The sequence below is a fragment of the Microbacterium sp. Y355 genome, assembly GCF_059445345.1.
Genome location: NZ_JCAIUD010000001.1, coordinates 26,452 through 51,297 on the forward strand (window position 1 = coordinate 26,452; position 24,846 = coordinate 51,297).

30 protein-coding genes are annotated in these 24,846 nt (G+C 63.5%); 17 read left to right on the forward strand and 13 right to left on the reverse strand.

Annotation, left to right across the window (positions count from 1 at the left end; translation table 11 throughout):
* Positions 1 to 50: 50 nt before the first annotated feature.
* The gene (locus tag AC1C2O_RS00145; RefSeq protein WP_495428406.1) at positions 51 to 593 is read left to right on the forward strand and encodes a TetR/AcrR family transcriptional regulator; all 543 of its coding nucleotides are present in this window, start codon (positions 51 to 53) and stop codon (positions 591 to 593) included.
* Positions 594 to 692: 99 nt separating this feature from the next.
* Here the strand turns inward: AC1C2O_RS00145 and AC1C2O_RS00150 are convergent, their stop codons facing one another.
* Both AC1C2O_RS00150 and AC1C2O_RS00155 read right to left on the reverse strand, forming a co-directional pair.
* Positions 693 to 1,622 carry an SDR family NAD(P)-dependent oxidoreductase gene (locus AC1C2O_RS00150; protein WP_495428407.1) on the reverse strand — a complete coding sequence of 310 codons (930 nt, stop codon included), beginning with the start codon at positions 1,620 to 1,622 and terminating at the stop codon, positions 693 to 695.
* Positions 1,619 to 2,260: an NAD(P)-dependent oxidoreductase gene (locus AC1C2O_RS00155; protein WP_495428408.1), complete on the reverse strand. Its 642-nt coding sequence runs from the start codon at positions 2,258 to 2,260 to the stop codon at positions 1,619 to 1,621. Before AC1C2O_RS00155 ends, AC1C2O_RS00150 begins: the two co-directional genes overlap by 4 nt.
* A gap of 57 nt (positions 2,261 to 2,317) precedes the next feature.
* Between AC1C2O_RS00155 and AC1C2O_RS00160 the strand changes: the two genes are divergently transcribed.
* Positions 2,318 to 2,938 carry a TetR/AcrR family transcriptional regulator gene (locus tag AC1C2O_RS00160; protein WP_495428409.1) on the forward strand — a complete coding sequence of 207 codons (621 nt, stop codon included), beginning with the start codon at positions 2,318 to 2,320 and terminating at the stop codon, positions 2,936 to 2,938.
* Positions 2,939 to 2,994: 56 nt separating this feature from the next.
* On the opposite strand, the gene AC1C2O_RS00165 is transcribed toward AC1C2O_RS00160, so the two are convergent.
* Together AC1C2O_RS00165 and AC1C2O_RS00170 are read right to left on the reverse strand one after the other, a co-directional pair.
* Positions 2,995 to 3,537 carry a hypothetical protein gene (locus AC1C2O_RS00165; protein ID WP_495428410.1) on the reverse strand — a complete coding sequence of 181 codons (543 nt, stop codon included), beginning with the start codon at positions 3,535 to 3,537 and terminating at the stop codon, positions 2,995 to 2,997.
* Between the two features lie 160 nt (positions 3,538 to 3,697).
* Positions 3,698 to 4,522, reverse strand: coding sequence for a helix-turn-helix transcriptional regulator (locus tag AC1C2O_RS00170; protein ID WP_495428411.1), 825 nt, complete (start codon positions 4,520 to 4,522; stop codon positions 3,698 to 3,700).
* Between the two features lie 108 nt (positions 4,523 to 4,630).
* Between AC1C2O_RS00170 and AC1C2O_RS00175 the strand changes: the two genes are divergently transcribed.
* From AC1C2O_RS00175 to AC1C2O_RS00185, 3 genes are all read left to right on the forward strand, one after another.
* Positions 4,631 to 4,933 carry a YciI family protein gene (locus AC1C2O_RS00175; protein WP_495428412.1) on the forward strand — a complete coding sequence of 101 codons (303 nt, stop codon included), beginning with the start codon at positions 4,631 to 4,633 and terminating at the stop codon, positions 4,931 to 4,933.
* A gap of 100 nt (positions 4,934 to 5,033) precedes the next feature.
* Positions 5,034 to 5,297 carry a putative antibiotic biosynthesis monooxygenase gene (locus AC1C2O_RS00180; RefSeq protein ID WP_495428413.1) on the forward strand — a complete coding sequence of 88 codons (264 nt, stop codon included), beginning with the start codon at positions 5,034 to 5,036 and terminating at the stop codon, positions 5,295 to 5,297.
* Positions 5,294 to 5,725 (forward strand): DUF4260 family protein, encoded by a 432-nt coding sequence (locus tag AC1C2O_RS00185; protein ID WP_495428414.1) that lies wholly within the window; start codon positions 5,294 to 5,296, stop codon positions 5,723 to 5,725. Before AC1C2O_RS00180 ends, AC1C2O_RS00185 begins: the two co-directional genes overlap by 4 nt.
* A gap of 124 nt (positions 5,726 to 5,849) precedes the next feature.
* Here the strand turns inward: AC1C2O_RS00185 and AC1C2O_RS00190 are convergent, their stop codons facing one another.
* The 4 genes from AC1C2O_RS00190 to AC1C2O_RS00205 all read right to left on the reverse strand — a co-directional run bounded on the left by AC1C2O_RS00190 (position 5,850) and on the right by AC1C2O_RS00205 (position 10,861).
* A complete protein-coding gene (locus AC1C2O_RS00190; protein ID WP_495428415.1) occupies positions 5,850 to 7,346 on the reverse strand; it encodes an MFS transporter in 1,497 nt (498 codons plus the stop codon).
* Between the two features lie 163 nt (positions 7,347 to 7,509).
* Complete coding sequence (locus tag AC1C2O_RS00195) at positions 7,510 to 8,682, reverse strand: SGNH/GDSL hydrolase family protein (protein ID WP_495428416.1); 1,173 nt, start codon at positions 8,680 to 8,682, stop codon at positions 7,510 to 7,512.
* 24 nt (positions 8,683 to 8,706) lie between these two features.
* Complete coding sequence (locus AC1C2O_RS00200) at positions 8,707 to 9,276, reverse strand: TetR/AcrR family transcriptional regulator (RefSeq protein WP_495428417.1); 570 nt, start codon at positions 9,274 to 9,276, stop codon at positions 8,707 to 8,709.
* 160 nt (positions 9,277 to 9,436) lie between these two features.
* Positions 9,437 to 10,861, reverse strand: coding sequence for an MFS transporter (locus tag AC1C2O_RS00205; protein WP_495428418.1), 1,425 nt, complete (start codon positions 10,859 to 10,861; stop codon positions 9,437 to 9,439).
* A 118-nt stretch (positions 10,862 to 10,979) separates the two neighbouring features.
* Here AC1C2O_RS00205 and AC1C2O_RS00210 point away from each other — a divergent pair, with 118 nt between their 5' ends.
* Positions 10,980 to 11,690, forward strand: a complete 711-nt coding sequence (locus tag AC1C2O_RS00210; protein ID WP_495428419.1) for a TetR/AcrR family transcriptional regulator — start codon at positions 10,980 to 10,982, stop codon at positions 11,688 to 11,690.
* Positions 11,691 to 11,788: 98 nt separating this feature from the next.
* Here the strand turns inward: AC1C2O_RS00210 and AC1C2O_RS00215 are convergent, their stop codons facing one another.
* Positions 11,789 to 12,370 (reverse strand): dihydrofolate reductase family protein, encoded by a 582-nt coding sequence (locus tag AC1C2O_RS00215; protein ID WP_495428420.1) that lies wholly within the window; start codon positions 12,368 to 12,370, stop codon positions 11,789 to 11,791.
* A gap of 224 nt (positions 12,371 to 12,594) precedes the next feature.
* Between AC1C2O_RS00215 and AC1C2O_RS00220 the strand changes: the two genes are divergently transcribed.
* The 7 genes from AC1C2O_RS00220 to AC1C2O_RS00250 all read left to right on the forward strand — a co-directional run bounded on the left by AC1C2O_RS00220 (position 12,595) and on the right by AC1C2O_RS00250 (position 17,037).
* A complete protein-coding gene (locus tag AC1C2O_RS00220) occupies positions 12,595 to 12,954 on the forward strand; it encodes an MmcQ/YjbR family DNA-binding protein (protein ID WP_495428421.1) in 360 nt (119 codons plus the stop codon).
* A gap of 36 nt (positions 12,955 to 12,990) precedes the next feature.
* The gene (locus AC1C2O_RS00225; RefSeq protein WP_495428422.1) at positions 12,991 to 13,359 is read left to right on the forward strand and encodes a hypothetical protein; all 369 of its coding nucleotides are present in this window, start codon (positions 12,991 to 12,993) and stop codon (positions 13,357 to 13,359) included.
* Positions 13,360 to 13,541: 182 nt separating this feature from the next.
* The gene (locus AC1C2O_RS00230; RefSeq protein WP_495428423.1) at positions 13,542 to 14,693 is read left to right on the forward strand and encodes an epoxide hydrolase family protein; all 1,152 of its coding nucleotides are present in this window, start codon (positions 13,542 to 13,544) and stop codon (positions 14,691 to 14,693) included.
* Between the two features lie 194 nt (positions 14,694 to 14,887).
* The gene (locus AC1C2O_RS00235; RefSeq protein WP_495428424.1) at positions 14,888 to 15,115 is read left to right on the forward strand and encodes a hypothetical protein; all 228 of its coding nucleotides are present in this window, start codon (positions 14,888 to 14,890) and stop codon (positions 15,113 to 15,115) included.
* Between the two features lie 2 nt (positions 15,116 to 15,117).
* Positions 15,118 to 15,474, forward strand: a complete 357-nt coding sequence (locus AC1C2O_RS00240; protein WP_495428425.1) for a nuclear transport factor 2 family protein — start codon at positions 15,118 to 15,120, stop codon at positions 15,472 to 15,474.
* A 63-nt stretch (positions 15,475 to 15,537) separates the two neighbouring features.
* Positions 15,538 to 16,569, forward strand: a complete 1,032-nt coding sequence (locus AC1C2O_RS00245) for an LLM class flavin-dependent oxidoreductase (protein ID WP_495428426.1) — start codon at positions 15,538 to 15,540, stop codon at positions 16,567 to 16,569.
* A gap of 30 nt (positions 16,570 to 16,599) precedes the next feature.
* Positions 16,600 to 17,037: a GNAT family N-acetyltransferase gene (locus AC1C2O_RS00250; protein WP_495428427.1), complete on the forward strand. Its 438-nt coding sequence runs from the start codon at positions 16,600 to 16,602 to the stop codon at positions 17,035 to 17,037.
* 133 nt (positions 17,038 to 17,170) lie between these two features.
* Here the strand turns inward: AC1C2O_RS00250 and AC1C2O_RS00255 are convergent, their stop codons facing one another.
* Both AC1C2O_RS00255 and AC1C2O_RS00260 read right to left on the reverse strand, forming a co-directional pair.
* Positions 17,171 to 17,953 carry an alpha/beta hydrolase gene (locus tag AC1C2O_RS00255; protein WP_495428428.1) on the reverse strand — a complete coding sequence of 261 codons (783 nt, stop codon included), beginning with the start codon at positions 17,951 to 17,953 and terminating at the stop codon, positions 17,171 to 17,173.
* Entirely contained in the window at positions 17,950 to 18,225 is a 276-nt protein-coding gene (locus AC1C2O_RS00260) for a DUF1905 domain-containing protein (RefSeq protein ID WP_495428429.1), read from the reverse strand. The genes AC1C2O_RS00255 and AC1C2O_RS00260 overlap by 4 nt, the downstream gene beginning before the upstream one ends.
* Positions 18,226 to 18,282: 57 nt before the next feature.
* On the opposite strand from AC1C2O_RS00260, the gene AC1C2O_RS00265 reads away from it, so the two are divergent.
* Positions 18,283 to 18,930, forward strand: a complete 648-nt coding sequence (locus AC1C2O_RS00265) for a TetR/AcrR family transcriptional regulator (protein WP_495428430.1) — start codon at positions 18,283 to 18,285, stop codon at positions 18,928 to 18,930.
* A gap of 64 nt (positions 18,931 to 18,994) precedes the next feature.
* On the opposite strand, the gene AC1C2O_RS00270 is transcribed toward AC1C2O_RS00265, so the two are convergent.
* Complete coding sequence (locus tag AC1C2O_RS00270) at positions 18,995 to 21,112, reverse strand: heavy metal translocating P-type ATPase (RefSeq protein ID WP_495428431.1); 2,118 nt, start codon at positions 21,110 to 21,112, stop codon at positions 18,995 to 18,997.
* 239 nt (positions 21,113 to 21,351) lie between these two features.
* Between AC1C2O_RS00270 and AC1C2O_RS00275 the strand changes: the two genes are divergently transcribed.
* The 3 genes from AC1C2O_RS00275 (at position 21,352) to AC1C2O_RS00285 (ending at position 23,789) form a co-directional block, all read left to right on the forward strand.
* Positions 21,352 to 22,224, forward strand: coding sequence for a Rieske (2Fe-2S) protein (locus AC1C2O_RS00275; RefSeq protein WP_495428432.1), 873 nt, complete (start codon positions 21,352 to 21,354; stop codon positions 22,222 to 22,224).
* A gap of 124 nt (positions 22,225 to 22,348) precedes the next feature.
* Positions 22,349 to 22,975: an NAD(P)-dependent oxidoreductase gene (locus AC1C2O_RS00280; RefSeq protein ID WP_495428433.1), complete on the forward strand. Its 627-nt coding sequence runs from the start codon at positions 22,349 to 22,351 to the stop codon at positions 22,973 to 22,975.
* A 10-nt stretch (positions 22,976 to 22,985) separates the two neighbouring features.
* Positions 22,986 to 23,789, forward strand: a complete 804-nt coding sequence (locus AC1C2O_RS00285) for an SDR family NAD(P)-dependent oxidoreductase (protein ID WP_495428434.1) — start codon at positions 22,986 to 22,988, stop codon at positions 23,787 to 23,789.
* Positions 23,790 to 23,854: 65 nt separating this feature from the next.
* On the opposite strand, the gene AC1C2O_RS00290 is transcribed toward AC1C2O_RS00285, so the two are convergent.
* Positions 23,855 to 24,796, reverse strand: coding sequence for an AraC family transcriptional regulator (locus tag AC1C2O_RS00290; protein ID WP_495428435.1), 942 nt, complete (start codon positions 24,794 to 24,796; stop codon positions 23,855 to 23,857).
* Positions 24,797 to 24,846 lie beyond the last annotated feature (50 nt).

Below are 24,846 nucleotides of genomic sequence, written 5' to 3' on the forward strand. Positions count from 1 at the left end.
CGCGAGATCAGGATCGCGTCAAACGACGGCACCGAGTGAACGGAGCGAGCATGGGGCAGCGAGACGCGGAGGCGACACGGGCGCGTATCCTCTCGGCCGCGGTGTCGGAGTTCGCGGCGCATGGCTACTCAGGCGGCAGGATCGACCGCATCGCGAAAGATGCCGAGAGTAACGTGCGCATGATCTACGCCTACTTCGGCAACAAGAGCGGCCTTTTCGACGCGGCGCTATCCGCCGCGATCGTGCGGATGGCGGAGGAGGTGCCCCCAAAGCCGTCCAATCTGCCGGTGTGGGTCGGCGAGCTGTTCGACTTCCATCAGCGCCGGCCCGAGGTGCTGCGCATCTGCCTCTGGGCTCAGCTCGAACGGCCGGAGGCTGCCTCCGAGCCGCTCGAGACGTATCTGGCGAAAGTCGAATCGGTGCAGCAGCAAGCGTCGCCCGCCATTGGCGCAGTCGACCTCCTCGTCATCATCTACGCCGTCGCCCAAGCCTGGCAGCTCGCGCCGATCGGGCTCCTGGCGGCCGACGGGCACGCCGACGGCGACACGAGGCGGGCCGCCGCGGTCGAAGCGATCACCCGCATCCTCACCTGACCTCGCGCCCGCCGGCGCCGCGCGAGGTGAAATCTTGATCGATGGCGCAGTTAGTCGGCAGCGATCTCCTCGAGTGTGCGCGTCGTTGTTCGCTCCCCGTCAGACACCCGTTGCAGGTTTTCCAGCATTGAGGAAGCTGTCGGTGGTGTGTCGCAGTTGAGCTTGCGCGACCGTGTCGTATGAAACAGAAGGCGTGGGGGTGTCGGTGTCGCGGACGAAGTATCGGCCGGTCACATTGTCGAGCGCGGGCTCGGTGGCCAGCCGGAGGGTTGCTGCGGCGCCTTGTTCTGGAGTGAGCATCGACCGCCGGATGAGACCACCGAACGGGCGCAAGACCTTGGGAATGACGTTGTCGATGATCTCGGTTGCAACGATCCCGGGGTGCACCGCGTTCACTGTTACTCCGTCTGCAGCGAGGGTGCGGGCGAGGTGGTAGCCGGCCATCACTGTCAGTAGCTTTGCCCGCGCATATGCGTGGAACGGTATGAACCCCGTCTCGGGGTTGAGGTGCGTAAGGTCGTCGAGGTCCCTAGTATTCAGGGTCGCTGGAAGAGGTCTACCGACCAGTTTTACTTGTCGGGTGTCTCGGAGCGTGTCGGAAGCGACGTTGATCACCCGCGCCCGCCCCCGGCGCAGTGCGTTTTGAAGAAGTGCGGTCAATCCGTATGCAGCGAGATAGTCGACAGCTATGTGCATCTCGAGGCCGTCTGGGGAGACGCGGTGGTCGTTGAAGTGGGCACCGGCGTTGTTGATCAGGAGGTGTAATGCTTCGTGCCGAGCGAGGATCGCTTGGCTGGTGTGGATGATTCCGTCCCGCTGCGACAAGTTGCCAGCGAGTACCTCGAGACGACCAGGGCCTGGTTGCCCGGCAATTTGCGTTTCGAGGGCGTCTGCTCGACGTGGGTCCCTGGCGATGGCGATCACGTGCGCGCCTTCTCGAGCTAGCTCCAGAGCGATGACCTGCCCCATGCCGCCGGTAGCACCGGTAACCACTGCGACCCTCCCCTCGAGCGAGTACCGGTCGGTCATCGGTGGATCCTCGGGTATCCGCGGATGAACTGAGGTTCTTCGGCTTCTCGAACCAGGAACGCTGCGAGGTCGGCGCGGCCGATGGTGTGCCAAAGACGGATCGGAAGCTCCTCGCCCACCTGGTACTTGCCTGTCGCAGGGGTGTCCTTCAGCATTGGCGGACGAACGATCGACCATTCCAACTCGGACGACGTGATGAGCGATTCCATCGATTCTTTGTCTTTCATCTTCTCGCTCACCCCTGCCCACACCGCCATCGAATACAGCGACCGGTCGTGAGATTCGAGCACCCCGTGAGCGCTCACTACGATTAGACGCGACACTCCGGCCTCGCTCATCGCCGGCCGTGTCGTGCTGATTGCATCCGTGCATACCGTGGTCGGCCCGGTACTGGCTCCACCGAGGGTGCTGATCACCACATCCACGCCAACGAATGCCTGAGTCAGTGGGCCGCGATCGGACAGGTCAGTCCACAACGCCTCCGTCAATCCGGTAGCTGGCTCGAACGAGTCTGCTCTCCGAACTAGCGCGACCACCTCGTGACCGCGCTCGAGTCCCGTGGCGACGACGTGCCGCCCGGTAGCGCCGGTAGCTCCAAGGACCGCTACCTTCAACCTCTGCGATACATTCTGTTTCATAAAGTCGAGCATTGCTGAGGTTGACCTATAAGTCAAGATGTCTCGTAGAATGAAGCCATGAGTACTGAGGCGGACCCCAGATTCTTGCGGAGCAAGGAGGCGATCCTGAACGCAGCACGGGAACTGCTAATGGCGGGGGGGCCGACCGCGGTGACCCACGCTCAGGTCGCCGAGCACGCAGGAATGGGACGCGCGACCGTCTACCGACACTGGCCGCGCAGCGTCGAGATGCTCGCGGAGGCCATGGCGACCGTTCCCATGCCCTTCTTCGACACTCCTGCGACCCCAACTCGGGAGTGGCTTCGCCTCGAGCTCATCGCGATCGCCCGCCAGCTGGAACAGGACGACGTGCGCGTCGTCACCACCACGCTCGCCAGCACCGCCCTCTGGGACGACGGCATGGATGCTCGGCGCAGCCGATTCGCGCACACGCTCGCCGAACGCCTCGCCGTCGCCCTCACGGACGCACAAACCCGCGGCGAGATCATCCTCGCCTCGGACCCGCTGTCCGCAGCCGCTCAGGCCATAGGCCCGATCTACTACCGCAGCACCATCGAGCACGGAGCCGTCCACGACGACATCATCGACGCCTCGATCACGAGCCTCGGCACGTGGCGGCACGTCCCGGCTCGCCGGCGACAGGAAAACACTGACGGCGCGGAGGAAAGTCCTGAGTGAAGACCACCGGGGATCGGCGCGGTAGAAGGGTGTGCCAACAGCCCTCTTCGTTGTGTTCAGCCGTCGGCGTCGATAATCGCTTCGACACGAACAGAGAATCCTCCGAGGTCGGTCGCCAGAGTCGCCGATCGCACAGACTCCTCGATGGCTTCCGTAGAGATGCGCGCGGTCGCCGACGGCGCGTACTCCACCACAATCTCACGGTCACGCGGCACCGGCCCCACAGTCATCGTGATGTCATTACCGTGCGTCTCTAGAATCGACTGGAAGAGCAGATTAACCGTCACAGAAATCTCTTTCTCGCTCAGTCCGAGATCTCCGCGCAGTTCGATGCCTGGCAGCTCTCTGACCACGTCCTCCGCACCCTTGGGAACCGCCCCCGCGAAGGCAATCCACCCAGAACTCTGGTCCGCATTCACCTCCGCGGCTCCATAATCGTCGGGGAAGGCTTCTTTGACGCGATCCACGGTGTGAGAGAACGAAACCCCCATGGTCCTCACCGCTCGCGGCCGCGGCCCGCTCGAGCGCCTGCAGTTCCTCAGAACTAGGCGTAAGGGCAATCCGAATGCTGCGCGCTTTTCTCCTCCGAGCTCCGGCACTGCGTGAAAGTAGACCACACACTAGCCAGCGCTGAGGCAACCCACAAGAGGAACCAGTAAGCGAACGAGATCCCGCCGGCAGGAGCTGCACGGACGCCGTACGCCTTGCGCCGCCTTGAATCAAATTTTTAGACCGTTGCCTCGATCGACTAGCCAGTACTCAGCGCGAGGCCTGTTGGACGCCGAGAGTTCGTGCAAGATCATATTTAGAAGCGTCGTCGGAACCGGGCTCCACCGTGTAGGTGATGATCCGCAGATCTGTCCCGATCGTGGTGTACACGTCGCAGTCGACGGTGATTGGACCGACGATTGGATGCAGGAAGGTCTTCTCCTCAGACCGTTGCGGGACGGAAGTGCCCTCCAACCACAACTCTTCGAAACGGTCAATGCGACGCAATCGCTGCAGAAGCTGCTGAACGGAGCGGTCCTTGGGATACCGCAGCATCGCGTTTCGCATATCCGTCACTAGGGCGCGCTCGAAACGTTCGATGTACGCCGCACTCATCAGGACATTGGGCGCTGTTCCGGTGAACTGCGCTTCGATGAGGTTGTAGTCGCGGGGCGGTTGCCCGAGCATGGCCTGCCAGGACGCGTTCACGGTGAGCAGGGTCCAATGCATCGTATAGACGCCGATAGCAACATCGGGAGCGCGGAGGAGAAGCCGCTGCACGCTTCGCGGGATGTGGGTGGGCACGTTCGTCGGCAACGGGATCGGTAGCCCCGCCGCCTGGAACAGCTGATCGCGTTCTTCGTCGGACAGCTGTAACGCGCGCGCCAACGCCCTTGCGACCTGCACCGACGGGTTTTGGGAGCGGCCTTGTTCAAGTCGAACGAGATAGTCCACGGACAGCCCTGCCAGCATCGCCAGTTCCTCTCGACGAAGGCCCTTCAATCGAGCGGACACAGCAGGAAGACCCACCGCCGCGGGCTTCAACCGGGCGCGCCACATGGTCAAGAGCTCGCTGAGTTCGCCACGGTCGGTCATGGCTCCATTGTGCAGGAAGCCTCGCAATCGCCACTGGTACCAGGAGTCCTACCTGCATTCTCCCGGCTGGCGTGATGCTAGTTACATCCACCTAGAAAGGAACCCATCGTGGCTGAAATTTTCACCGTCGAGTACTCCTACCCGACCGATACCACACCCCAGAACGAGCACCTTTCCGCTCACCTGGCCTACTTGCGAGAGCGTGTGGAACAGGGCGAGCTCCTGCTTTCCGGGCCGTGGGGACAAAACGAGGCTCCCGGCGGGCTACTCATCTACAAAGTCGAGGACCGCGCCGGCATCGACACCATCGTCGACAACGATCCTTACGTCGTTAACAACGTTGTCGTGGACAAGCGCGTGCACAACTGGCGTCCCATCTTCGGACCGGCATCGTCCATATTCGCTGACTAACTCTCGGCCTGGCCGCGTGGCAGCGCCGGCGGGGACCACAATACTTCGCCGCCGCTGCTTCGCATATCCCACATTCACCTCGAACGATCGGACTCTTCCCATGCGACCTCCTCGCCACAAAATAGCCCTCATCAACTGGCTAGCCGTGTACCCATTCATCACGCTGACTCTCTGGTTGTTACTCCCGCTCTTGACTGAGTACCCGCTTTGGATAACGACCCTCATCGTGTCGCTCATCCTCGTCTCGCTGATGAACTTCCTCGTGATGCCCCTCATGCTGCGCCTGTTCGCACCATGGCTTGCGGCTCGGACCAGCGTGACCGCCCCTGAGGCGGCCCTAGCAAATGGAGAAGATCACAAATGAGAAATGGTGATCCAACAGGTCCCGCAGTCATCCAGCGCATTGAAGGTGCCTTGATCACGGCTTTCTCGCTCGCGGGCACAATCGTCATCGCCCCAGACTGGTGGTGGATGCCGCTGGCGCTGTTCTTGGTGTTCGATCTGTCCCAACTCGGATACCTACGATCTCCCGCCGCAGGCGCAGGCTGGTACAACGCCATTCATACCTACGCCTGGGCGGCCGCTCTCGGTGTCGTTGCGCTAGTAGTTAGCGGCTCCGCGCCCATTCTGTCGATGTGGTCCGCCATCGTCGCCTTCGCCTGGGCGTTCCACGTGGGAGTTGATCGGGCTCTCGGATATGGACTAAAGCTCCCGGATGCCTTCACACACACCCATATGGGATGGATCGGAAAGGACAGGAAACGCGCGTCCGATAGCGACCCGCGGCGCTGATCGTCGACCGACGGGGAGCGCCGGTAGCTTTCGTACCTTCAGGGCATGAGCACGATCTTGCCGAACGAATGGCGTGGCTCAATCCGATTCAACGCCTGTGACCTGTTTTCTGACAACTGCGCAATTAATGCGACACCGAATTGACTGCCGCTGACGCGTGTCCGCGGCGGGCCCGGAGCATCCCGACAATAACGAGCAATGCCGCGAGCGCCGTGAGCATGATTGCGGCGAGGGTGGTTGCCACGCGGAACTGGTCGGTTTGGGCGGCGGTCCAGTCGTGTGTCGCAATATTGCCAGTGAAGACCGCGGCGATGATCGTGCCGGATATTGCGATGCCGATACCGGTGGTGAGTTCACTGGCGGTGTCTATGAGCGCGGCGCCGATCGTCGTTCGATCGGCGGGTAGGCCGTTCATCACGTTATTGCCTGCGACGACGCCGACTATGCGCATGCCTGCGGCGACAAGCACGAGTGCCGTGGCGATCCACACGTATCCGAGCTGGCCGAAAGCCGCGTATACGGCTAGCCCGACGACCACGACGACAGCACTCAGCCAGGCAGCCTTCTCGAGTCCGATGCGTTTGATAAGCGGCGAGATGGCGGCACCTCCAGCGATGAGAACGACCACTTGCGGGAGCATCCCGAGCGCTGCTTGCGCGGGTGTCCATCCCCAGTCCAGCTGTAGTTGCAGTGTGACGAGGTAGCTCAGTCCTGCGACTGCGAGTCCCGCAGCAGCCTTGAACGCGAGGCCGCTGGATACGAGCGGCCGGGCGATGAGCGCGAAGTCCAGGAGCGGGTGCGCGGCGGTGCGTTGCCGGAGGACAAAGATCACCGCGAACGCAACTGTTGCTGCGCTGGCCAGCCATGGCATCCATGAAGCTGTGCCCTCTTCGACGAACAGTGTCGGTGCGACGAGCGCAAACACGATGGCGAGGGTTCCGGAGAATGCTCCCAGAACGTCGGTGGGGTTGGGGTGAAGTTCTTCGGGCCGGTCAGCGGGCACCCCCAGGCGGATGCACACCAGCGCAACGACGGCGATCGGCGCATTCATCAGCAGCAGTGTCTGCCAAGGTGCGAAGGCGAGTACGAGGCCTCCTGCGGTGGGGCCGAGCGCCAGACCGATGAGACCCACGGTGGAGATGAAGGTGATGGCGCGCACTCTGAGTTGCTCGTCATCGAAGAGTCGGAACGCGAGGGCGAGGGAACCGGGTGTGGTCATTGCGGCGGCGATGCCCATAACCGCGCGGACGGCGATCAGTTGTTCGATGGTGGTGACGAAGACTGTCGCGAGGCTCGCGAGGGCGAGCAGCACTAGGCCGACGATCATGACGCTGCGGCGGCCCAGCCTGTCGGCTACGGCACTCAACGCGATCATCAGTCCGCCGAACACCACTGCATACGAGCTGGTAACCCACTGCAACGCTGTCGTGGACGCCCTTAAATCGCGGCCGATCGTGGGCAGCGCCACGTTGAGGACCGAGTTGTCGAGCATCTCGAACAGGAACACGGCGGAAAGACCGGCTAGGGCCAGCCCTGCAGCTCGTAGGGTCTGTGGCCGGCCTCGGCCGAAGGCGACCTGAGATACCTCAGGCGCGGAAGTAAATTGATTGTTGTCGCTCATGGCGCACTCCTCGATATGGGGAGAAGTGGCGACTCGATGAGCGGCGTGTGGACACAGATGCGGGATCTGCGTTTTTACTTCCAGTGCATCCACTGTAGCGGAGCAATTGCCACTTGCGGTCGTGACCGGGGCGATGCTCAGTGGCAGCGACTAGGACGTCGACTCAACGTGGAGAGGCCAGCAAGCCAGCCTCCGCGAACGCCACCCTCGCGAACCGCTCGCCCATCAAGCGGTGGGTCGCTGCATCCGGATGCAGCGCGTCAGGCAACGGCAACCGGGCCGCGTCATCCGCGCCATACAGCTGTCGGCCGTCGAGGTAGAACAGGTTCGGATCGGCCTCCTGTCGTTCCCGGACGACGCGCTCCAACTCTGCCCTGATCACCATCAACGTCAGCTTCCCGGCCGCAACCTCCGCGGGGTTGCCGGTCGCGTTGAAACGCACCGCCCCGTCGGCAAGAGCATCCAGATCGAACCCAACCGGCCCGGGGGTGTTCTCCTGAATTTCGCAGAAGATAGGCGATATCACCAGCAGTGGGGTCGACGGATGCCCGTCCCGAATCGTGTCTAGGAATCCGTGTATCGCGGGCCCGAAAGCCCGCAGGCGCATCAGGTCAGTGTTCACCAGGTTGATCCCCACTTTCAGGCTGATCACGTCGGCCTCGGTGTCGCGCATAGTGCGCGCTGCGAATTGGTCGAGCAGCGCGCTTCCGCCCAAGCCCAGGTTGACCAACTCGAGCCCGGACTCACGTGCCGCCACCGCCGGCCAGATCCCGGTCGGGCGCGCCGCATTCGACCCGTGACTGATCGAGCTGCCGTAGTGCAACCACGTGGGTCGGCCCGAAACCGTTCCCGGCTCGAGAACGGCGTCGGCGCGCAGCTCGACCAGCTCAACCTTTTCGTTATGCGGAAGCCACAGTTCAACAGACTTCATCGCATCCGCCAACCCGTCGAAACGGGCCGTGTGGACTGCTCCTGCCACCTGTTCGGCGCCACCGGTCGACATGTCGATCGTCATCGTGTTGCCGCCGGACGTGGGGGAGAGCGCGACCACCTCACCGTCGACGACGAGGTCGACCACGCCGTCAGGTCGCGGCGGCATACCCGCGTAGGCGGTGCGGGAGCGCAGAATGTCGAGTTCGATCACCGTCGCCCTTGTGCTGAAGGCGATCCGCACACCAGACGGCTGCGCCTCCACCATTGCCAACTGCGGGTCAGCGCACTGCTTCAGCGCCCAGGCCGGAAGCCGGTGCGGCAGTATGCCGCGGTCGGTGTGCTCGAGTTCCGCCGCGCCGCGGATGAGACTGGCGGTGATCGGGATAGTCGTCAAATGCGGCACGGACAATGCTTCATCTCTCGTTGGTCAGTGGGTCGGCCAGTTGTGCAACAGTGCATCGAGCGCGTCGATGATGCGATCCCAGCTCGCCTCTGCGCCGGGAGCGCTGTGGCTGAAGCTGCCGCTCAGCTCCAACGCCACAAATCCGCGAATGGTGCTGCCGATCATCCGGATCGCATGTACCTGCTCCAGCTCAGCGAGTGGGTATGCACGCAGAATTGCACGGATTCTCTGCGACTGACGAGCGCCCGCGCTGGCGATGGCGGTTTCCAGGTCGAGTGGGTGCTGGGCGGCGGCGAACCGACCGGGGTGGGCGGCGGCATAGTCGCGGTACGCGTCGGCGAGGCCGCGGAGGGCGTCGATGCCCGCTCGCCCGGCAACAGCATCCGACACTCGCTCGTCGATTTCTTCGAGGGCCAGCAACGCGATTCGAGTTCTGAGGTCGTCATACCCGTGCAGGTGAGAATAGAGGCTCGCCGGCTTCACTGCGAAGCGCCGCGCAAGCTCAGCGATGGTGACCTTCTCGAAACCGATCTCATCGACCAGCTCGAAACCGGCCTGCGCCAAACGGTCGCCACTCAAACCCGCTCGTGCCATTTGCCCACTTCCCTCCCTCGACGACAAGCGTAACCTACGAAGCGTAGGTTGGTGCCTATACAGGGCAGGTTGGTGCCCTGGCTGGCACATTGCCCGCAGCCCGCAGCCCGCAGCCCGCAGCCCGCAGCCCGCCTGACGCAGCACGCGGCACGCCGACGTCTCAAGTAGAGACAAGGACCTCGACCGTCGCGTCGGTGTGCACTGTCGTAGCGATCTGCGGCATGACGAGTCCGGCAGTGCCGGCCAGCAGGTAGGCGCCGATCGTCACCCACAGCCCGGTGGTCACGGCGTCGGTCGGCGCCCCCGAGTCGGCCAGGATGCCGAAGAACACGGTGCCGGCCAACGCCACCCCGAGCACCATGCCGACCTGTCCGAAAGTTGTCAGGGTGCCCGACGCGGCTCCGGCGGAGGCGGTCGGAACCGTCGCGAGCGTGATCTCCATCTGCGACATGATCAGGATCATCATCCCGACACCGGCCAACGCGAGCGGCACAACCAGGTGCCAGCCAGACAGTTGATGGCCGAGCCCGTCCACGATGAGCATGACCCAGAGGAATGCACCAGCCTGCACCACGCCACCGACGAGCACCGCGAGCCGGCCAAGCTTCTTCGCGGCGAACATCGCGAGCGGTGTGACGGCCATCGAACCGATCGCGATTGGCAGGATGGTGAGGCCGGCAGAGAGTGGGGTGAAGCCGAGTGCCTGCTGCACGTAGTAGATCAGGATTAGCGCATAGCCACCGTTGCCGATCGACGAGAGTACCTGCACCACGAGGCCGCTCGAGAATGCGCGGTTGCGGAATAGCGGCATCGGCAGCAGCGCAGAGCCATTCCTGGCGAGCTTGCGCTTCTGCTGCCAGATGAACAGCGCAATCGTGAATGGTGCGGCGGCCAGCATGGCCCAGATCCACAGCGGCCAGCCCGCCTGACGACCGTCGGTGAGCGGAAAGACCACCAGGAATACGGATGCCGCACCCAGCAGCACTCCGACCAGATCTAGTTTCAGCGGATGCTCGGACTTACTATTTGGCACGAAGAGCAGTGCGGCGATGATGAGCAAGATGCCGACCGGCACGTTCACCAAGAAGATGCTCCGCCAACCGAGGCCGAACACGTTAGCCGTGATGAGTCCTCCGCCGAACAGCAGACCAGACACCGCACCGAGGGCGCTGAGCGCACCGATGATCCCAAAGATCGGGCCGCGCTCCTCCGGCCTGAACATTACCTGCGCGCTGGAGAGCACCTGCGGCACCATCACTCCAGCGAACGCGCCTTGGATCACCCTGCTGGCTACAAGCACGTCGCCGCTGCCTGCGAAGGATGCAGCGAGCGAGGCGATAGTGAAACCTGCAACGCCAATTACAAACACCCGGCGCCGGCCAAAGATGTCACCGAGGCGTCCGCCTGTGATGAGCAGGGTAGCGAAGGCCACGACGTACCCGGCCAGAGTCCACTCCAGCTGTGCCGCGTTCGCGCCCAGGTCGGCGCCGATCACCGGCAAGGCGACGGTGGCGATGGTGGAATCCACCAGGTCCATGAACATGGCGACCATCAGGATGACGGTCGCGATGACTCTCGTACTCATGTGCTCTCTTCTCTCTGTCAGGCCAGCTCGACTGTGCTGCGTACGGTGTACGCGTCCTTCGGTTGCGTACACCGTACGCGGCTGTTAGTCTCGTGTCAACGCCGACGAGAGAAATCACATGACGGATGCTTCGCCAACTGGCCCACCGCGCTGGGCCTCGGCGTCCTGGGGCTTGGATTCTGGCGCGCGTTCTCCGTCAGACGCGGGCCTGAGCACCACCCGCGTCGTGCAAGCGGCCGTCGAGCTGGCCGATGAGGATGGCCTCGCGGCTCTCTCCATCCGCAAGCTTGGACAACGCCTGGGCGCCGGCACCATGGCCGCGTACCGCCACATCGACTCGCGCGACGATCTGGTCATCCTCATGGTCGACGTGGCTCTGGGCCCGCCCGATAAGGGCATCGTGGAAGCGTCGACGTGGCAGCAGGGGCTCACTCGCTGGGCCGAGGCGATCACCAAGCGCTATCAGGCGCACCCTTGGCTGATCGACGCGCCAATCAGCGGCTTCCCGACCAGCAAGAACAACGCGCTGTGGTTGGAATACATGCTCCAGGTGCTCGCGACAACGGGGCTGAACCTGCAGGACATGCTCGACGCGGCACTGCTGGTCGACGGCCATGCGCGCAACACCGCCTACCTCTCGCGGGAGATCGCTCGTGCCGCGGCAGGCGGTCGTGTCGGCCCGACCGACTGGCTCGTGCCGCTGATCGACACCGGAACCTTCCCGATGCTCTCGCGGGTGCTGGCTAGCGGCGAGTTGGAGGACGGCACCGAGCAGACCGTCGACTTCGGACTGGCCCGAATCATCACGGGGCTCGAGGCGCTCATCTGACTTCGCCTCTTAGGTTGCTGGCATGCGTCACACGGTGGCGTGCAAGTGGTTGCCGATATCGATCCGGCCTCCTCCGGCCTTGAATCGGTCACACCCAGTCAACGGCGCACCACAAAGCGCAGGTGAAGCACCCGGTTGCCCTGAATCACCAGGTCAGGATCCTCCAACAGGTGCTGTGCGTGGACCGACCCGAAGTAGCGCTTGCCGGACCCGAACACGACAGGTACGACGTCCATGCGTACTTCGTCGACCAGACCTGCAGCAAGCACCTGACCACCGACGTCGCCAGCGGCAACCTCGACTATGCGGTCACCCGCAAGCTTCTGCGCCGTGGCTACGGCTGCCTCAACGCTGTCGACGAAATGAAACGGCGACTCGGGGTCCCAACCCTCGGGTTCCGGCCGGTGCGTCACGACGACGACGTGGTCGATCCCGCCCGGAGGTTTTCCGTCCCATCCGTCCGTCATATCGAAGACGTGGCGGCCGACGAGCGTCGCGCCGATCTGGTCCCAGTACGGTCGGGTGTAGTCGTAGGACGTCTGCGACACCTTCAACTCGCCGCTCTCATCCAACAACACGTCACCGCTGGACAACCAGTCGAACAGGGGTCCGGGCTGGTCGTTCTCGTCGGCGATGAAGCCGTCCATCGACACCGAGCTATACATGACCACCTTGCCCATGAAGCACTCCTCTGCTTTTGGATGCCCCCAAATTTGCGTGTCGTGAGCTGTCGCTCTTGTAAGAAATTGTCCGCCCGCAGCGACCGGCTGTCCAGTACGTGGCTGGGACATTCGCCGAGGAACTGCCGCCGAAATTCGGCGTATCGGGTCAGCGAGCAGTCGTTCCGGCTGCTCATCGCAGCGCACCCCGTCTTCGCGGCATGCGGCTGAGTAGGGTCTTCAGCATGGCGGTGATTGAGAGCGTCCTGGCGCTGGGTACTGAGTTGGAGCGCTCATATCAGGTGTACGTGCGCGGAAAGTTGAAGTTCCGCGTCGGTCAGCTCGTCTATGTGGCGTTCTCCCTCGATGAGAGCGTCATGGAGTTCGCCTTCCCGAAAGAGGAGCGTGCAGCTCTGGTCGGCGGCGATCCGCGCAAGTTTCAGATGCCATCAGAGTTGGATCTGCGCTTCAACTGGGTTCATGCAGATCTCGCATCCTTGGAGTCGAGCGAGGCGCGTGAACTCGTCGTAGACGCGTGGCGCATGGTTGTTCCCCAAAAGGTCTCCCGCGCCTACGATCTCGCGCATCCGAACGGCCCAGGCTGACCGACCTTCCTCAGGTCGCGCCGCTACCCTCGGAGCATGCGTCGCTTCGTCATCCTTCCCCTTCTTCTTGCCGTAGGACTCCTCGCGGGGTGCTCACAGGTGGTGCAAGTCGCGGGTGACGCACTCGGCGTCGACGTCGAGGCGACCTGTTCGACGATCGACGACGCCTACGGGCAGTATCAGACGCTGCTCGACCAGGGTGAGGCCTCGGCGGAGCAGATCGACGCCGCCCGCGACCAACTCGTCGTGACGCTCGACGGTCTCGCGGCGGATGTCGACGGTCAACTCGGCGACCTGATCAGTTCAGGTGCGCAGCAGGTCGGTGGAATGACTGATCTGCAAGCACCCGAGACGATTGAGGCGATTGATCAGCTCAAAGACTCGGTCTCGCCCTTCTGCGGCTGACGCCGCTGCACAACTGACCCGCGCGGCGTCCTCCGCGACGGCCCGGCAAGGTGACCGAACGAGAAGGCAGGATGCCGACAGTTGATGTTTACTTGACGTTGAGCGCTCGCTCTTGGGCGATAAGGGAGCTCTCCTAGCAGTTCGGACTCGCTGGATCGCACTAGCTCGAGAGGATGTTCCAGATGGCGGAGCAGTCAGAGAGTTTTGCTGTGAGATGCGATCCGCTGATCACCGTCCCTCAACAGGACTTGGATGATCTCAGAAGCCGGATCGCCGCGACGAGGTGGCCACGGTCGTGGCCGACCGAGCCCTGGGCAGCCGGGGCCGATGTCGAGGAAGTGCGACGCTTGGCCGGCTACTGGGGCAATGGATACGAATGGCGCGTTCACGAGGCAGAGATCAACGCGCTTCCCTCCTATATGGCGGAGGTCGACGGGCAAAAGATTCACTTTCTCCGTTTCGACGCTGAAACCACTGACGCACCAGCGGTTGTGCTGACCAACGGCTGGCCGAGCACTTTCTTCGAGATGGTCGAGGTCGCACGACGGCTCTCCACTCCTTCCGCCTACGGGGAGAAGGGTCTGTCCTTCACTGTGATCGTGCCTTCGCTGCCTGGCTTCACCTTCTCAGATGCTTCACCGACCTCTCCGCCGGGAGTGCCGACCCATGAGTTGTGGCATCGACTCATGCGCGGGCTGGGAATTGATCATTATTTTGCGCACGGCGGAGACCTGGGCAACGGAATCACGTCGCGGCTGGCGTCCGCGCATCCGGAATCAGTGCTCGGGGCACATGTGATGTCAGTGGGAATGCCGCAGGAGTTGGACAGGTCATCCTTGACCGAGGAAGAAGGCGCTCACCTCAAGCGGATCGACGCGTGGAACCGTGATGAAGGCGCGTACATGCACCAGCACCGCACCCGCCCTCTCTCGTTGGCATATGGGCTCTCGGATTCACCGATCGGCCTTCTCGCGTGGATACTCGAGAAGTACCGAGCATGGAGCGACCGCAGCTCCGGCGCGGCACTGGCGCTCACCGATGATTTCCTGCTCACGCAGGCGAGCCTCTACTGGTTCACTGACACGATCAGTACGTCCTTCCGCCCATATTACGAGGCGCTTCCTCCGCACGAGTACGTGACGGTGCCCACCGCGCTGGCACTGTTCCCGGCCGACTTGCAACAGCCACCGCGTGCGTGGGCGGAGCGCACCCACAACGTCCAGCGCTACACGAAGCTGTCGTCGGGCGGACACTTCGCGCCCATCGAACAGCCGGCAATCCTCAGCGCCGACATGCGTGCGTTCTTCACGGAACTGCTCGCCCCACCGCTGTAGCGCTTGTTCCTGATTTCCTTACCTGTGTTGAGGCTTGTGAGTTCCGGGCGCAGCGGGGGATCGGTACCCGCGCGTCGACCTACGTGACTTCCACCGACGCGAAGCCCCATCCGTCGATGCGATTCTGAGAGCACGACCAAGACCGGCGATGACGGCCTCGGTCGGTACTGAGGTCGCTGTCGAGAAAGGCTGAAATGCTCATTCGCAATCTAGGGACGATCCTTCTCGGATTGGGTTTCGTCATGCTCGCGACCGCAGCACTCATTCGAGACCCGACGGCATTGGACGCCAACATCGGCGCCGGGGCTCTCACTCTTGTCGGCATCCCTGTCGGCACGCTCGGCCTCGCCCTGACGATCTCGCACGCCATATACCTGACATGGCATCGCCGTGGAAACCACAACCGATACCGAAGGGGATAACAATGTCCGAATCACACGAATCGATCATCGACGCACACCTAAGCACCTGGAATGGGGCGCCCGGCCCGGAACGGGAGCAGGCGATCGCCTCGATTTACTCACCCGACGTGACCATCGGCGAGCCAGGGGCCGCCTACACCGGGCACGCGGGTATGACCGAGGCGATTGCTGGCCTCCAGGTGCAGCTGCCTGGTACCGTCATCACCCGATCCAGTCCGATTCAGACAGCGCAAGACCTCGTCACATACAGCTGGAGTCTCGGCCCCGCTGGTGGAACCACCATGGTGACTGGCCGCGACGTCCTCATCATCCGGGGCGACAGCATCACCAGCGTCTATGTACTGATCGACGCGTCCTGACGACTGATCACGCGACGCTCGTCGAACAAACTGTGGAAATGGTCCACGAGAACGGATAACCCCATGCAACTCGGCGTATTGAGTTTTGGCGACATCGGTCGCGACGAGATCGGCGCACCCTTGTCGGTCGCCACGGTGCTCGACCAGACCCTCGAGCGTATTCGCCTCGCCGAGCAGGTGGGGCTGGGCTTCTACGGGCTCGGTGAACACCACATCGACACCTACGCGATCTCGAGTCCCGGCACCGTGCTGGCGGCTGCCGCATCCGTGACGTCGTCGATCACCCTCAGCACCGCGGTGACCGTGCTGAGCTCGGAAGACCCGGTGCGCCTGTTTCAGCAATTCACCACTCTCGATCAGCTCAGTCACGGTCGCGCCGAACTGCTGGCAGGGCGCGGCTCTTTCACTGAGTCCTTTCCGCTGTTCGGCGCTGACCTTGCCGACTACGACGACCTTTATGCGGAGAAACTCGACCTGCTGCTTGCGCTCGACCGTTCTGACCCGATCACCTGGTCGGGCCGCTTCCGATCCCCGCTCGACGCGGCGCGCGTGCTGCCCAGGCCCTACGGCGAGCACCTGCGCATCTCAGTCGGTACCGGCGGCAACCCGAACTCGTCCGCTCGCGCCGGCATGCTCGGCCTGCCCATCGTGTATGCGATCATCGGCGGAGCACCTGAGAGATTCGCACGGCTTGTCGACCTCTACCGGCGGGCGAGCGTCGCCGGCGGCCACGATCCGCAGACGCAGCACGTGACCATGACCGGCGTCGCGATGCTTGCGCAGAACTCGCAGGACGCGAAAGATAGCTTTTACCCCTACTGGAATCGGATGATGGAGTACGGCGCCATGGCCCGTGGTTGGACTGTGCCCAGCCGGGCCGACTACGACCATTACACGACCGGCGCTCGATCGCTCCTGGCCGGTAGCCCAGCCGAGATCGCTGAGCGCCTCATCACCATCGGTGGGGTGGTAGGCGCTGACCGCTACGGACTGCAGTTCGATTGGTCGGGGGTCCCGCACGCGATCGTCATGAACGCGATTGAGCTTCTCGGCACTGAGGTACGACCACTCGTTGACGCTGCTTTGCCTGTGTAGATGAAACCCTTGACGGAACGAGGAACAAACGTGACTGTGACCTTTCACTCGGCCAGCGCCGCCGAGATGGATCCCATCCGTTTGTACTCGGTTCTGAAGCTCCGAATCGATGTGTTTGTTGTCGAGCAGGCTGCAGCATATGACGATCTCGATGGCATAGATATCGAACCGGCCGCTCGCCTCCATTGGGCAGAGGAAGAGGGAGCTGTTCTCGCGACGCTGAGGGTTCTGGCAGAGTCTGCTGGTTCACGAATCGGACGCGTCGCCACTGCGCCGGCCGCTCGCGGTCGAGGTCTCGCCGCGGATCTCATGCGCCGCGCGATTGCCGATTGTGTCGGGGATGTGATTGTTCTGGATGCGCAGCAGCACCTTGAACTCTGGTATCAGCGCTTTGGCTTTGCTCGCTCGGGTGAGGTCTTCTTTGAAGACGGAATTCCCCACATTCCGATGACGCGAGCTGCAGCATAGACGGGAGGTTGAGACCTGAGATCGCGTCGAGCACTCATGGTCCCCTTTGCCTCCTCGCCTGGGGCGAAGCCGACAGCGCGAGCGTCGACGCGGAGGTCTGGCGCAACACGGCGCCTATATAGAGCCTATGAAGCTATCGAGCCAGCCCTGCGAGCCGCGCGAGCCGCTCTGCCATCGCCTCCGGCTCCCACGAGTGCCACGCGCCGGCCAGTTGCTCCGAGAGCCCGTCGGATGCCGAGGCCGCAAGTTCGTCGGCGGTCGCCGTCATGCCGGGAAAGGTCTCGGAGCCGACCAGAGTGAGGAGAAGTGCCGTTACAGATGACAGCACGTCCTGATAGCCGCGTTCCTCGACGGTCTTGAGCGCTTCACCGTCTGGAACCCAGCCGAGCACGATCTGTGGATAGGCAGGGGACTGTTTGAGCTCCTCAAGCCATTCTGGCGGCATCCCGACCATGTACCGGGCGACCGCGTCGTCGAGGTCGTCGGCGTCGATCGCAGCGCGGACGCCGGCCCACCACGAAGGTGCTCCGCCTTCGAATAGTCCGAGTGGCGCCTCCCACAACACCGTCCCGGCGAGGTTTGTGGTGCGGGCGGCGGCGAGTATCGCGATCGCGCAGCCGGAGGAGTGTCCAACCAGGATGACCGGGGCTCTTGCCTCACGTGAAAGCGCATCGATCACGTCGAGTTGCGCGTCGAGGTCAATCGGGCCCGCCGCTATCGACTCGCCACGCCCCAGGCGATCGGGAATGAAGGCCCGCCCGCCACGTGCAGCGAACGCCTCACCTGTCGCGAGAGTCACAGGGTCCTCAGCGCGAGTGGGGCCCGCTCCGGAAATGAAGATCGCGGTCGTCGCTCCAGTTGAGCCCAGGTCGTCGTAGACGATGCGATCGCCGCGCGTGGTGGTGAGTGCACTCAAGTCGCAGCCTCGATCCGCACTCGCACACGGTCGCCGGCTGTCTTGCTGAGCAGCTTCCTCGTCGCTGCTTTCACTGGACCGAAATGGAGCCCCCGTCCAGTGGGCATGAGCGTGAGCTCCACCGGCGTCTCGTCGATCGTTCCCGTCACGCGCACGGGGTTTCCCGTGCCGAAGTACTCAATCGAGCCCGGCACCTCGAACACGGTCCATGATCCAGCTTCATCGGGGTGAATGAGTTCGGCTTCGAACTCAAGAGCGGTCTTCGTGCTCATCATCATCTCCAATTTTAAGACCAAACAGTCTGATTTCTCTAAACTAGACTGATCAGTATGAAATTATCAAGCGGTGCCGTAGATCTCCGTCCGAGTTCTGCGCGCAAACGCGAGTCCATGCTGGCGGCTGCGCAGGAGCAGTTCCTCGCCAACGGGTACGAGGGTGTCACCATGGAATCGATCGCACGGGCGTCCGGTGTCGCCAAGCAGACGCTCTATAGTCACTTCGGCGGCAAGGAGGGACTGTTTCTCGAGCTTGTCGGCTCGCAGACTCGCGCCGCGAGTGAACGCGTCCTCAGCTCGCCTCCGGTGATCTCGGACAACGCCGACGCTCGTTCTGTGCTCGCGCCGATCCTCGAACAGCAGCTCTCCACAGTGTTGGCTCCGGGACTGCTCGCACTCCGACGCCTCGTGATTGGACTCTTGCCGCAGTTTCCTGATCTCGCACGCGCTCTGCATGCGCACGGTCCACAGCGTGCGATCAACTCCCTCGCCGAGGTGCTTACGCGATTGGATGCCGTGGATGCTCTCAAAACGCCTGATCCGGTGCTCGCAGCTACGCAGCTCAACTGGCTGATCATGGGTGACCCCGTCAATCGCGCCATGTTGCTCGGGGATGACGAAGCACTGTCCGGCGTGGACCTTGCGACCCAGGTGGCGCGCGGACTTGACGTCTTCCTCGCCGCATATGGTCGATGCGCCTAGCAGCGCGTGTCACCCTGGGGTCGCCGTGGACTGTGGTGACGCCCAATAGCGCGCGGCTCTGAGGTCATCGGCTGAGGATCGCGCGAACCGTGGATTCAGGCTGAAGGTCGAGGCGGCGCAGAAGCTGCGCGTTGACCGCGACGACGATGGTCGACAGCGACATGAGAACTGCGCCGACCGACATCGGCAGGACAAATCCCACCGGTGCGAGGACACCAGCCGCAAGCGGCACCGCGAGGAGATTGTAGCCAGCGGCCCACCAGAGGTTCTGCTTCATCTTCCTGTACGCAGCGCGCGACAGTTCGATCACTGAGAGCACGGAACGGGGGTCGTCGCTGGCGAGGATGACTCCTGCCGAAGCGATCGCTACGTCGGTGCCAGCTCCGATCGCCAGACCGACGTCAGCTTGGGCGAGGGCAGGAGCGTCGTTGACGCCGTCGCCGACCATCGCGACTCTCCGACCCTCGTTCTGAAGCTCTTGAACCTTCATCGCCTTGTCTGCCGGACGGACGCCGGCGAAGACCCGATCGATTCCCAGATCCTGCGCCACCGTCTGAGCGACAGCTTCGGCATCTCCCGTGATCATGACGACCTGCACCCCCAAGGCGCGCAGTGCGTCAACTGCTTCGCGTGATTCGGCGCGTACCTCGTCGGATAGTTTCAGCGCGCCGACAACGCTGCCATCCTGGATGACGTGGAGGATGATGGCGCCGTCACTGCGCCATTGCTCGGCGATGGGAAGCTCCGCCAGATCCTCTTCCGACAGCAAGTGTGGGCCGCCGACGCGAACAGTGGTGCCCTCCACGGTTGCGGTGACTCCGACGGCGGGAGAGGAAGTGAACTCGCGGCTCTCGGCCACCGTGAGCTTCTTCTCGGCCGCGGCACGGACGATCGCCTTCGCGAGCGGGTGTTCGCTGTCGGCTTCCGCGGCCGCAGCGAACGCGAGCACCTGGTCGGCATCATTGCCGTCGACGACCGAGACTTCAGAGACGACAGGTTCACCCATCGTGAGGGTGCCGGTCTTGTCGAACAACACGGTGTCAATCGTGCGCATGCTCTCCAGCGCGAGACGATCCTTGACGAGAACGCCGCCACGAGCTGCACGCTCGGTCGCGATGGACACCACGAGCGGAATAGCCAATCCGAGTGCATGGGGGCAGGCGATCACAAGCACCGTGATCGTGCGGATGACCGCGGCGTCGGGAAAGCCCCACGCGCTCCATACGATCGCGGTCAGGACGGCGGCACCCAGCGCGAACCAGAACAGCCAACCGGCGGCTGTGTCGGCGAGGCGCTGGGCGCGAGAGGATGAGCTCTGCGCTTCAGTCACCAAGCGCTGAATGCCTGCGAGAGTCGTGTCGTCACCAGTCGCGGTGATCTCGATGCGCAGCCCGGAGTCGGTGGCCACGGTGCCCGCTGTGACCGAGTCGCCGGTGCCACGGGTGACGGTGCGGGATTCACCAGTGACCATGGATTCGTCAATGGACGCACGTCCGTCGACAATGCGTCCGTCTGACGGGATGCTGCCACCCGGGCGGACGACGACGATGTCGCCAACAACGAGATCGGCTGGTGAGACGGCGACGACCTGGCCATCGACGACGCGTTCGGCCTCATCCGGCAGGAGCGCGGCCAACGAATCGAGGGCGGAGGTCGTCTGAGCGAGGGAGCGCATCTCGACCCAATGGCCGAGCAGCATGATCACGATGAGGAGCGCCAACTCCCACCAGAAATCGAGCTCATGATGCAGCAGCCCCAGGCTTGCGCCCCACGAAGCGAGGAATGCGACCGTGATGGCGAGACCGATGAGGAGCATCATTCCCGGCTTGCGGGAGCGAATCTCGCTGACCGCACCGACAAGGAATGGCCTGCCGCCCCAGACGTACATCACGCTTCCGATCACCGGGGATACCCAGGCGAGGCCAGGGATGTCCGGGAGGGAGTAGCCGAGGATCACGGAGAACATGCCTGACAGCACAACGGTGGGGACGGCCAAGATGAGCATGATCCAGAAAAGACGCCGGAACTGTCCGACGTGGTCGCCGTGCCCGTCGTGGTGGCCGTGCCGCGTGTGACTTTCTGCTCCGTCTCCGTGGGCGCGGCTGGCCGCGTGCTCGACGTGGCTGGGGGATGGGTGGCGGTCGGCCAAGTGTTCAACGTCGCCGTTGTGCGAGTTGCTCATGGGTTTCCTTTTCGGAATGATCGCTGCGTGCAGGGCGGCTCAGCGGCGAGCGCAACGGTGCTGCTTTGTTTACGTTAATACCCCGGTGGGGTACTGATGTGCTCAACCGTATACCCACCCAGTGTGCCCCGATCTCACACCTTCCCAGCGCACAACTCGAGACCGTTGACCCGGGGGTATCGTCGGAGTAGACAGAGCGGACATGCAAGGCCCCATCACCGTCGTGAGGAGTGGCACAAATGAACGATTCGACAAGTATGCCGAGCAAAGTCATTCACAGCATCGAGCGGGCGAAGGCGCTGGATGGTGCGGCGAAGACGGTCAGCGGCTGGGTGGATGCCGTGACACATCCCACCTGGCTCAAGAACGCTCTGTCAGGATCCTGGCTCGGACATCAGCTGCACCCGGTGCTGAGCGATCTGCCGATCGGCGCGTGGGGTGCGGCCGTCGCGCTCGACTTCACAGCTGGAGAGGAGGGCGCAGCGGCTGCACGACGGCTCGTCGGTCTCGGCATCCTCGCTTCCGCGCCGACCGCGATGTCAGGCGCATCGGACTGGTCGAGCACAAGAGGCGCTGACAAGCGTGTCGGGCTCGTTCATGGGCTCTCGAACGCGGTCGCCACGACGATGCAGGCCGGGTCGTGGCTCGCCCGCCGCAGCGGTCACCGCCGTACGGGCATCGCCCTCAGTGCCCTCGGTCTCAGCATCACGCTCGCCTCTGCGTACCTCGGTGGACATCTGTCTTTCGTGCGCGGCATCGGCGTCAACCGGACGGCGTTTCAGAAGCAGGCGCGATCGTGGACTGACGTCGCCGCCGATAGCGAGATCCTCGACGGCTCGCTCGTTCGCGTCAGCGTGAACGACGTGCCCGTGTTGTTGACGCGCCAAGGCGGTCAACTTCGCGCGATCTCGGCGGTGTGCACGCACGCGGGTGGTCCGCTGGATGAAGGAACACTTGATCCGGACGGCTGCATTACCTGCCCGTGGCACGGCAGTCGATTCCGCCTCGAAGACGGCGCTGTCGAACGGGGGCCCGCTAGCGTGCCCCAGCCGCTCTGGGAGGTCAACGTGGAAGACGAACGAATTCTGCTGCGCTCATTCGACGCGGCTTGAACGGACACCGCGTGGGGATCCAGAGTGTGGACGACTGCGTATAAATTCAGGACGAGAGACCATGGCTCATCCATGCTTGAGCGGCTGAACTAGGAAGTGACACAACACACCTAGGGAGGTCGTCATGAAGGTCATCGTATTCGGAGGCACCGGCAGCATCGGAACACTCGTCGTCGGGCAGGCGCTTGAGCATGGGCACGAAGTGACGGTGTTCACGCGAAGTGAAACATCCGTTGCCAAGATGCAAACGCGACTCACCGTTGTCGAGGGCAGCGTATTCGAGATCGGCGACGTCGCGTCCGCGATCGAGGGACACGACGCGGTCATCGTCACGCTCGGCAACGGAGCGAAGGGTGAAGTGCGATCGAGAGGCACTGCGACGATTGTCGCGGCAATGCAGCAGGTTGGTGTGCGCCGACTCATCGTGCAGTCGACGCTGGGAGTGGGGGACAGCTGGGAGAACCTCAACTTCATGTGGAAGCGCGTGATGTTCGGCTTCCTGCTGCGCAAGGCCTACGCCGACCACGTCGAGCAGGAGCGAGTGACGCGTGACAGCGGCCTGGACTGGACAATCGCGCGGCCAGCGGCATTCGTCGACGGACCGCGTACCGGGCAGTACCTGCTCGGATTCGGGCCTCGAGAGGCGGAGTCATCGCTCAAGATCACTCGCGCCGATGTCGCTGACTTCGTCGTCTCGCAACTCACCGATGACGTCTGGCTGGGGAAGACCCCGGCGTTGGCCTACGCGTGAGGTGATCGCTGTGGCGAAGTGGGTCGCGGACGACGTGGCAGATGAGCGTGGACGCACGGTCATCATCACAGGTGCAAACAGCGGACTCGGTGCCGAGATGACGCGTGTGCTCGCGGGTGCGGGTGCACGAGTCGTCGCGGCATGTCGCGACATCGATCGGGCCTCTGCGTTCGCCCGCACTGTTCTCGGCGAGGTCGAGGTGCGCCACCTCGACCTCGCCGATCTGGCCTCGGTGCGGGCCTTCGCGGACGGCATCGACACTGGCGTTGATGTGCTCATCAACAACGCCGGCGTCATGGGCGTTTCGAAGGGCCGCACGGCCGACGGTTTTGAACGGCACATCGGCACGAATCACCTCGGGCCGTTCCTCCTCACAAACCTGCTGCTAGACCGGCTTTCCGCCCGCGTCGTGACGGTCACGAGCGGTCTGCATGTGCTCGGCACGATCTCGCCCGACCTCAACTGGGAGCATCGCCGATATCAGCGGTGGTTCGCCTATGCGCAGTCGAAGCTAGCCAACGCGCTCTTCGCCTACGAGCTGCAACGACGGCTCGCGGCCGAGAATCGCGACATCGTCTCGATCGCTGCGCACCCGGGCGTCGCTGCGACCAAGGGACAACGCCGCGACACTTCTCTGCAGGGCAAGATCCTCGCGGGCGGCCGAGCCCAGCCGTCAGCGATGGGTGCGCTGCCATCCTTTTCGCTGCGACCGCGCCGAACATCACGGGCGGAACCTGCATCGGCCCTGACGGTCGGTTTCAACGCAACGGCTTCCCGACTGAGGTGTCCACAAGCCGCACCTCCCGCGACCTGACGATCGCAGCGAACCTCTGGCGCGAAAGCGAACGACTCACCGGGCTGCGTTCCCCGGTCGAGCGGCTATGACGCGAGCGATCGTGCCCGGTGCTCCTTCGGGCTCATGCCGCGCTCGCGCTTGAACGCGGTACTGAGCGCAAAGCCCGTGCTGTATCCGACCTCGCGGGCGACCGCTTCAATCGTCACGTTCGGTTGCAAGAGACGATCGGCCGCAAGTGCGAGGCGCCACCCAGTCAGGTAAGTCATGGGCGGCTCTCCGACCAGCTTCGAAAAGCGTAGGGCGAGCGCCGCCCGCGAGACGCGCACACGGGCCGCGAGCTCCGCGATCGTCCACGGGTACGCAGGGTCGTCGTGCAGCAGTTGCAGGGCGTGGCCGATGATCTGGTCGCTCTGCGCGCCGTAGAGCCCGGCGCGTTCCGGTTCCGCGTGAGTGACCCACGCGCGCAGTACCGCGACCAGCAGCACGTCGAAAAGACGATCGAGCACGGCTGACTGACCGGGCGCATCCCGCATGATCTCATCTGCCAGGATGCTGATGAACGGCGTATCGAATTCGGGCGCCCGCACGTGAATGACGGGCGGAAGTGCACTCAACAGTCGCTGCGTGACTTCACCGCGCACTTGGTAGCAGCCCATGAGCATGACGGTCTCGCCATCGCGATCGTTGCCCCATGCTCGCAAGCCAAGTGACCACTCGTCCTCGACATCGCGGCCGTCAGGACTTTCGACGCGCATGCCGGGCAGGATTACGACGTCCGCACTGACGCCGGGCTCATACGAAACGGTGACAGCAGCGGGTCCGCGCGCGACTGCGACATCACCCGTGCGCAGCTCCAGCGGGGCACCTTCGCCTCCTTCGACCCAGGCTGAACCGCGCACAATCGCTATCAAACCCAACGGCGACTCGTCAGCGAGCCGTACCGACCAGGGTGGCGTCAGGCTCGCGCGCAACAGGTAGGCGTCGCGACCGCGAGGAGCGTCGAGCAGGCGTGCGAGCGCATCCATGGGTTCAGCCTAATAGTGGGCACCGACGACATAGCGTGGCTGGATTATTT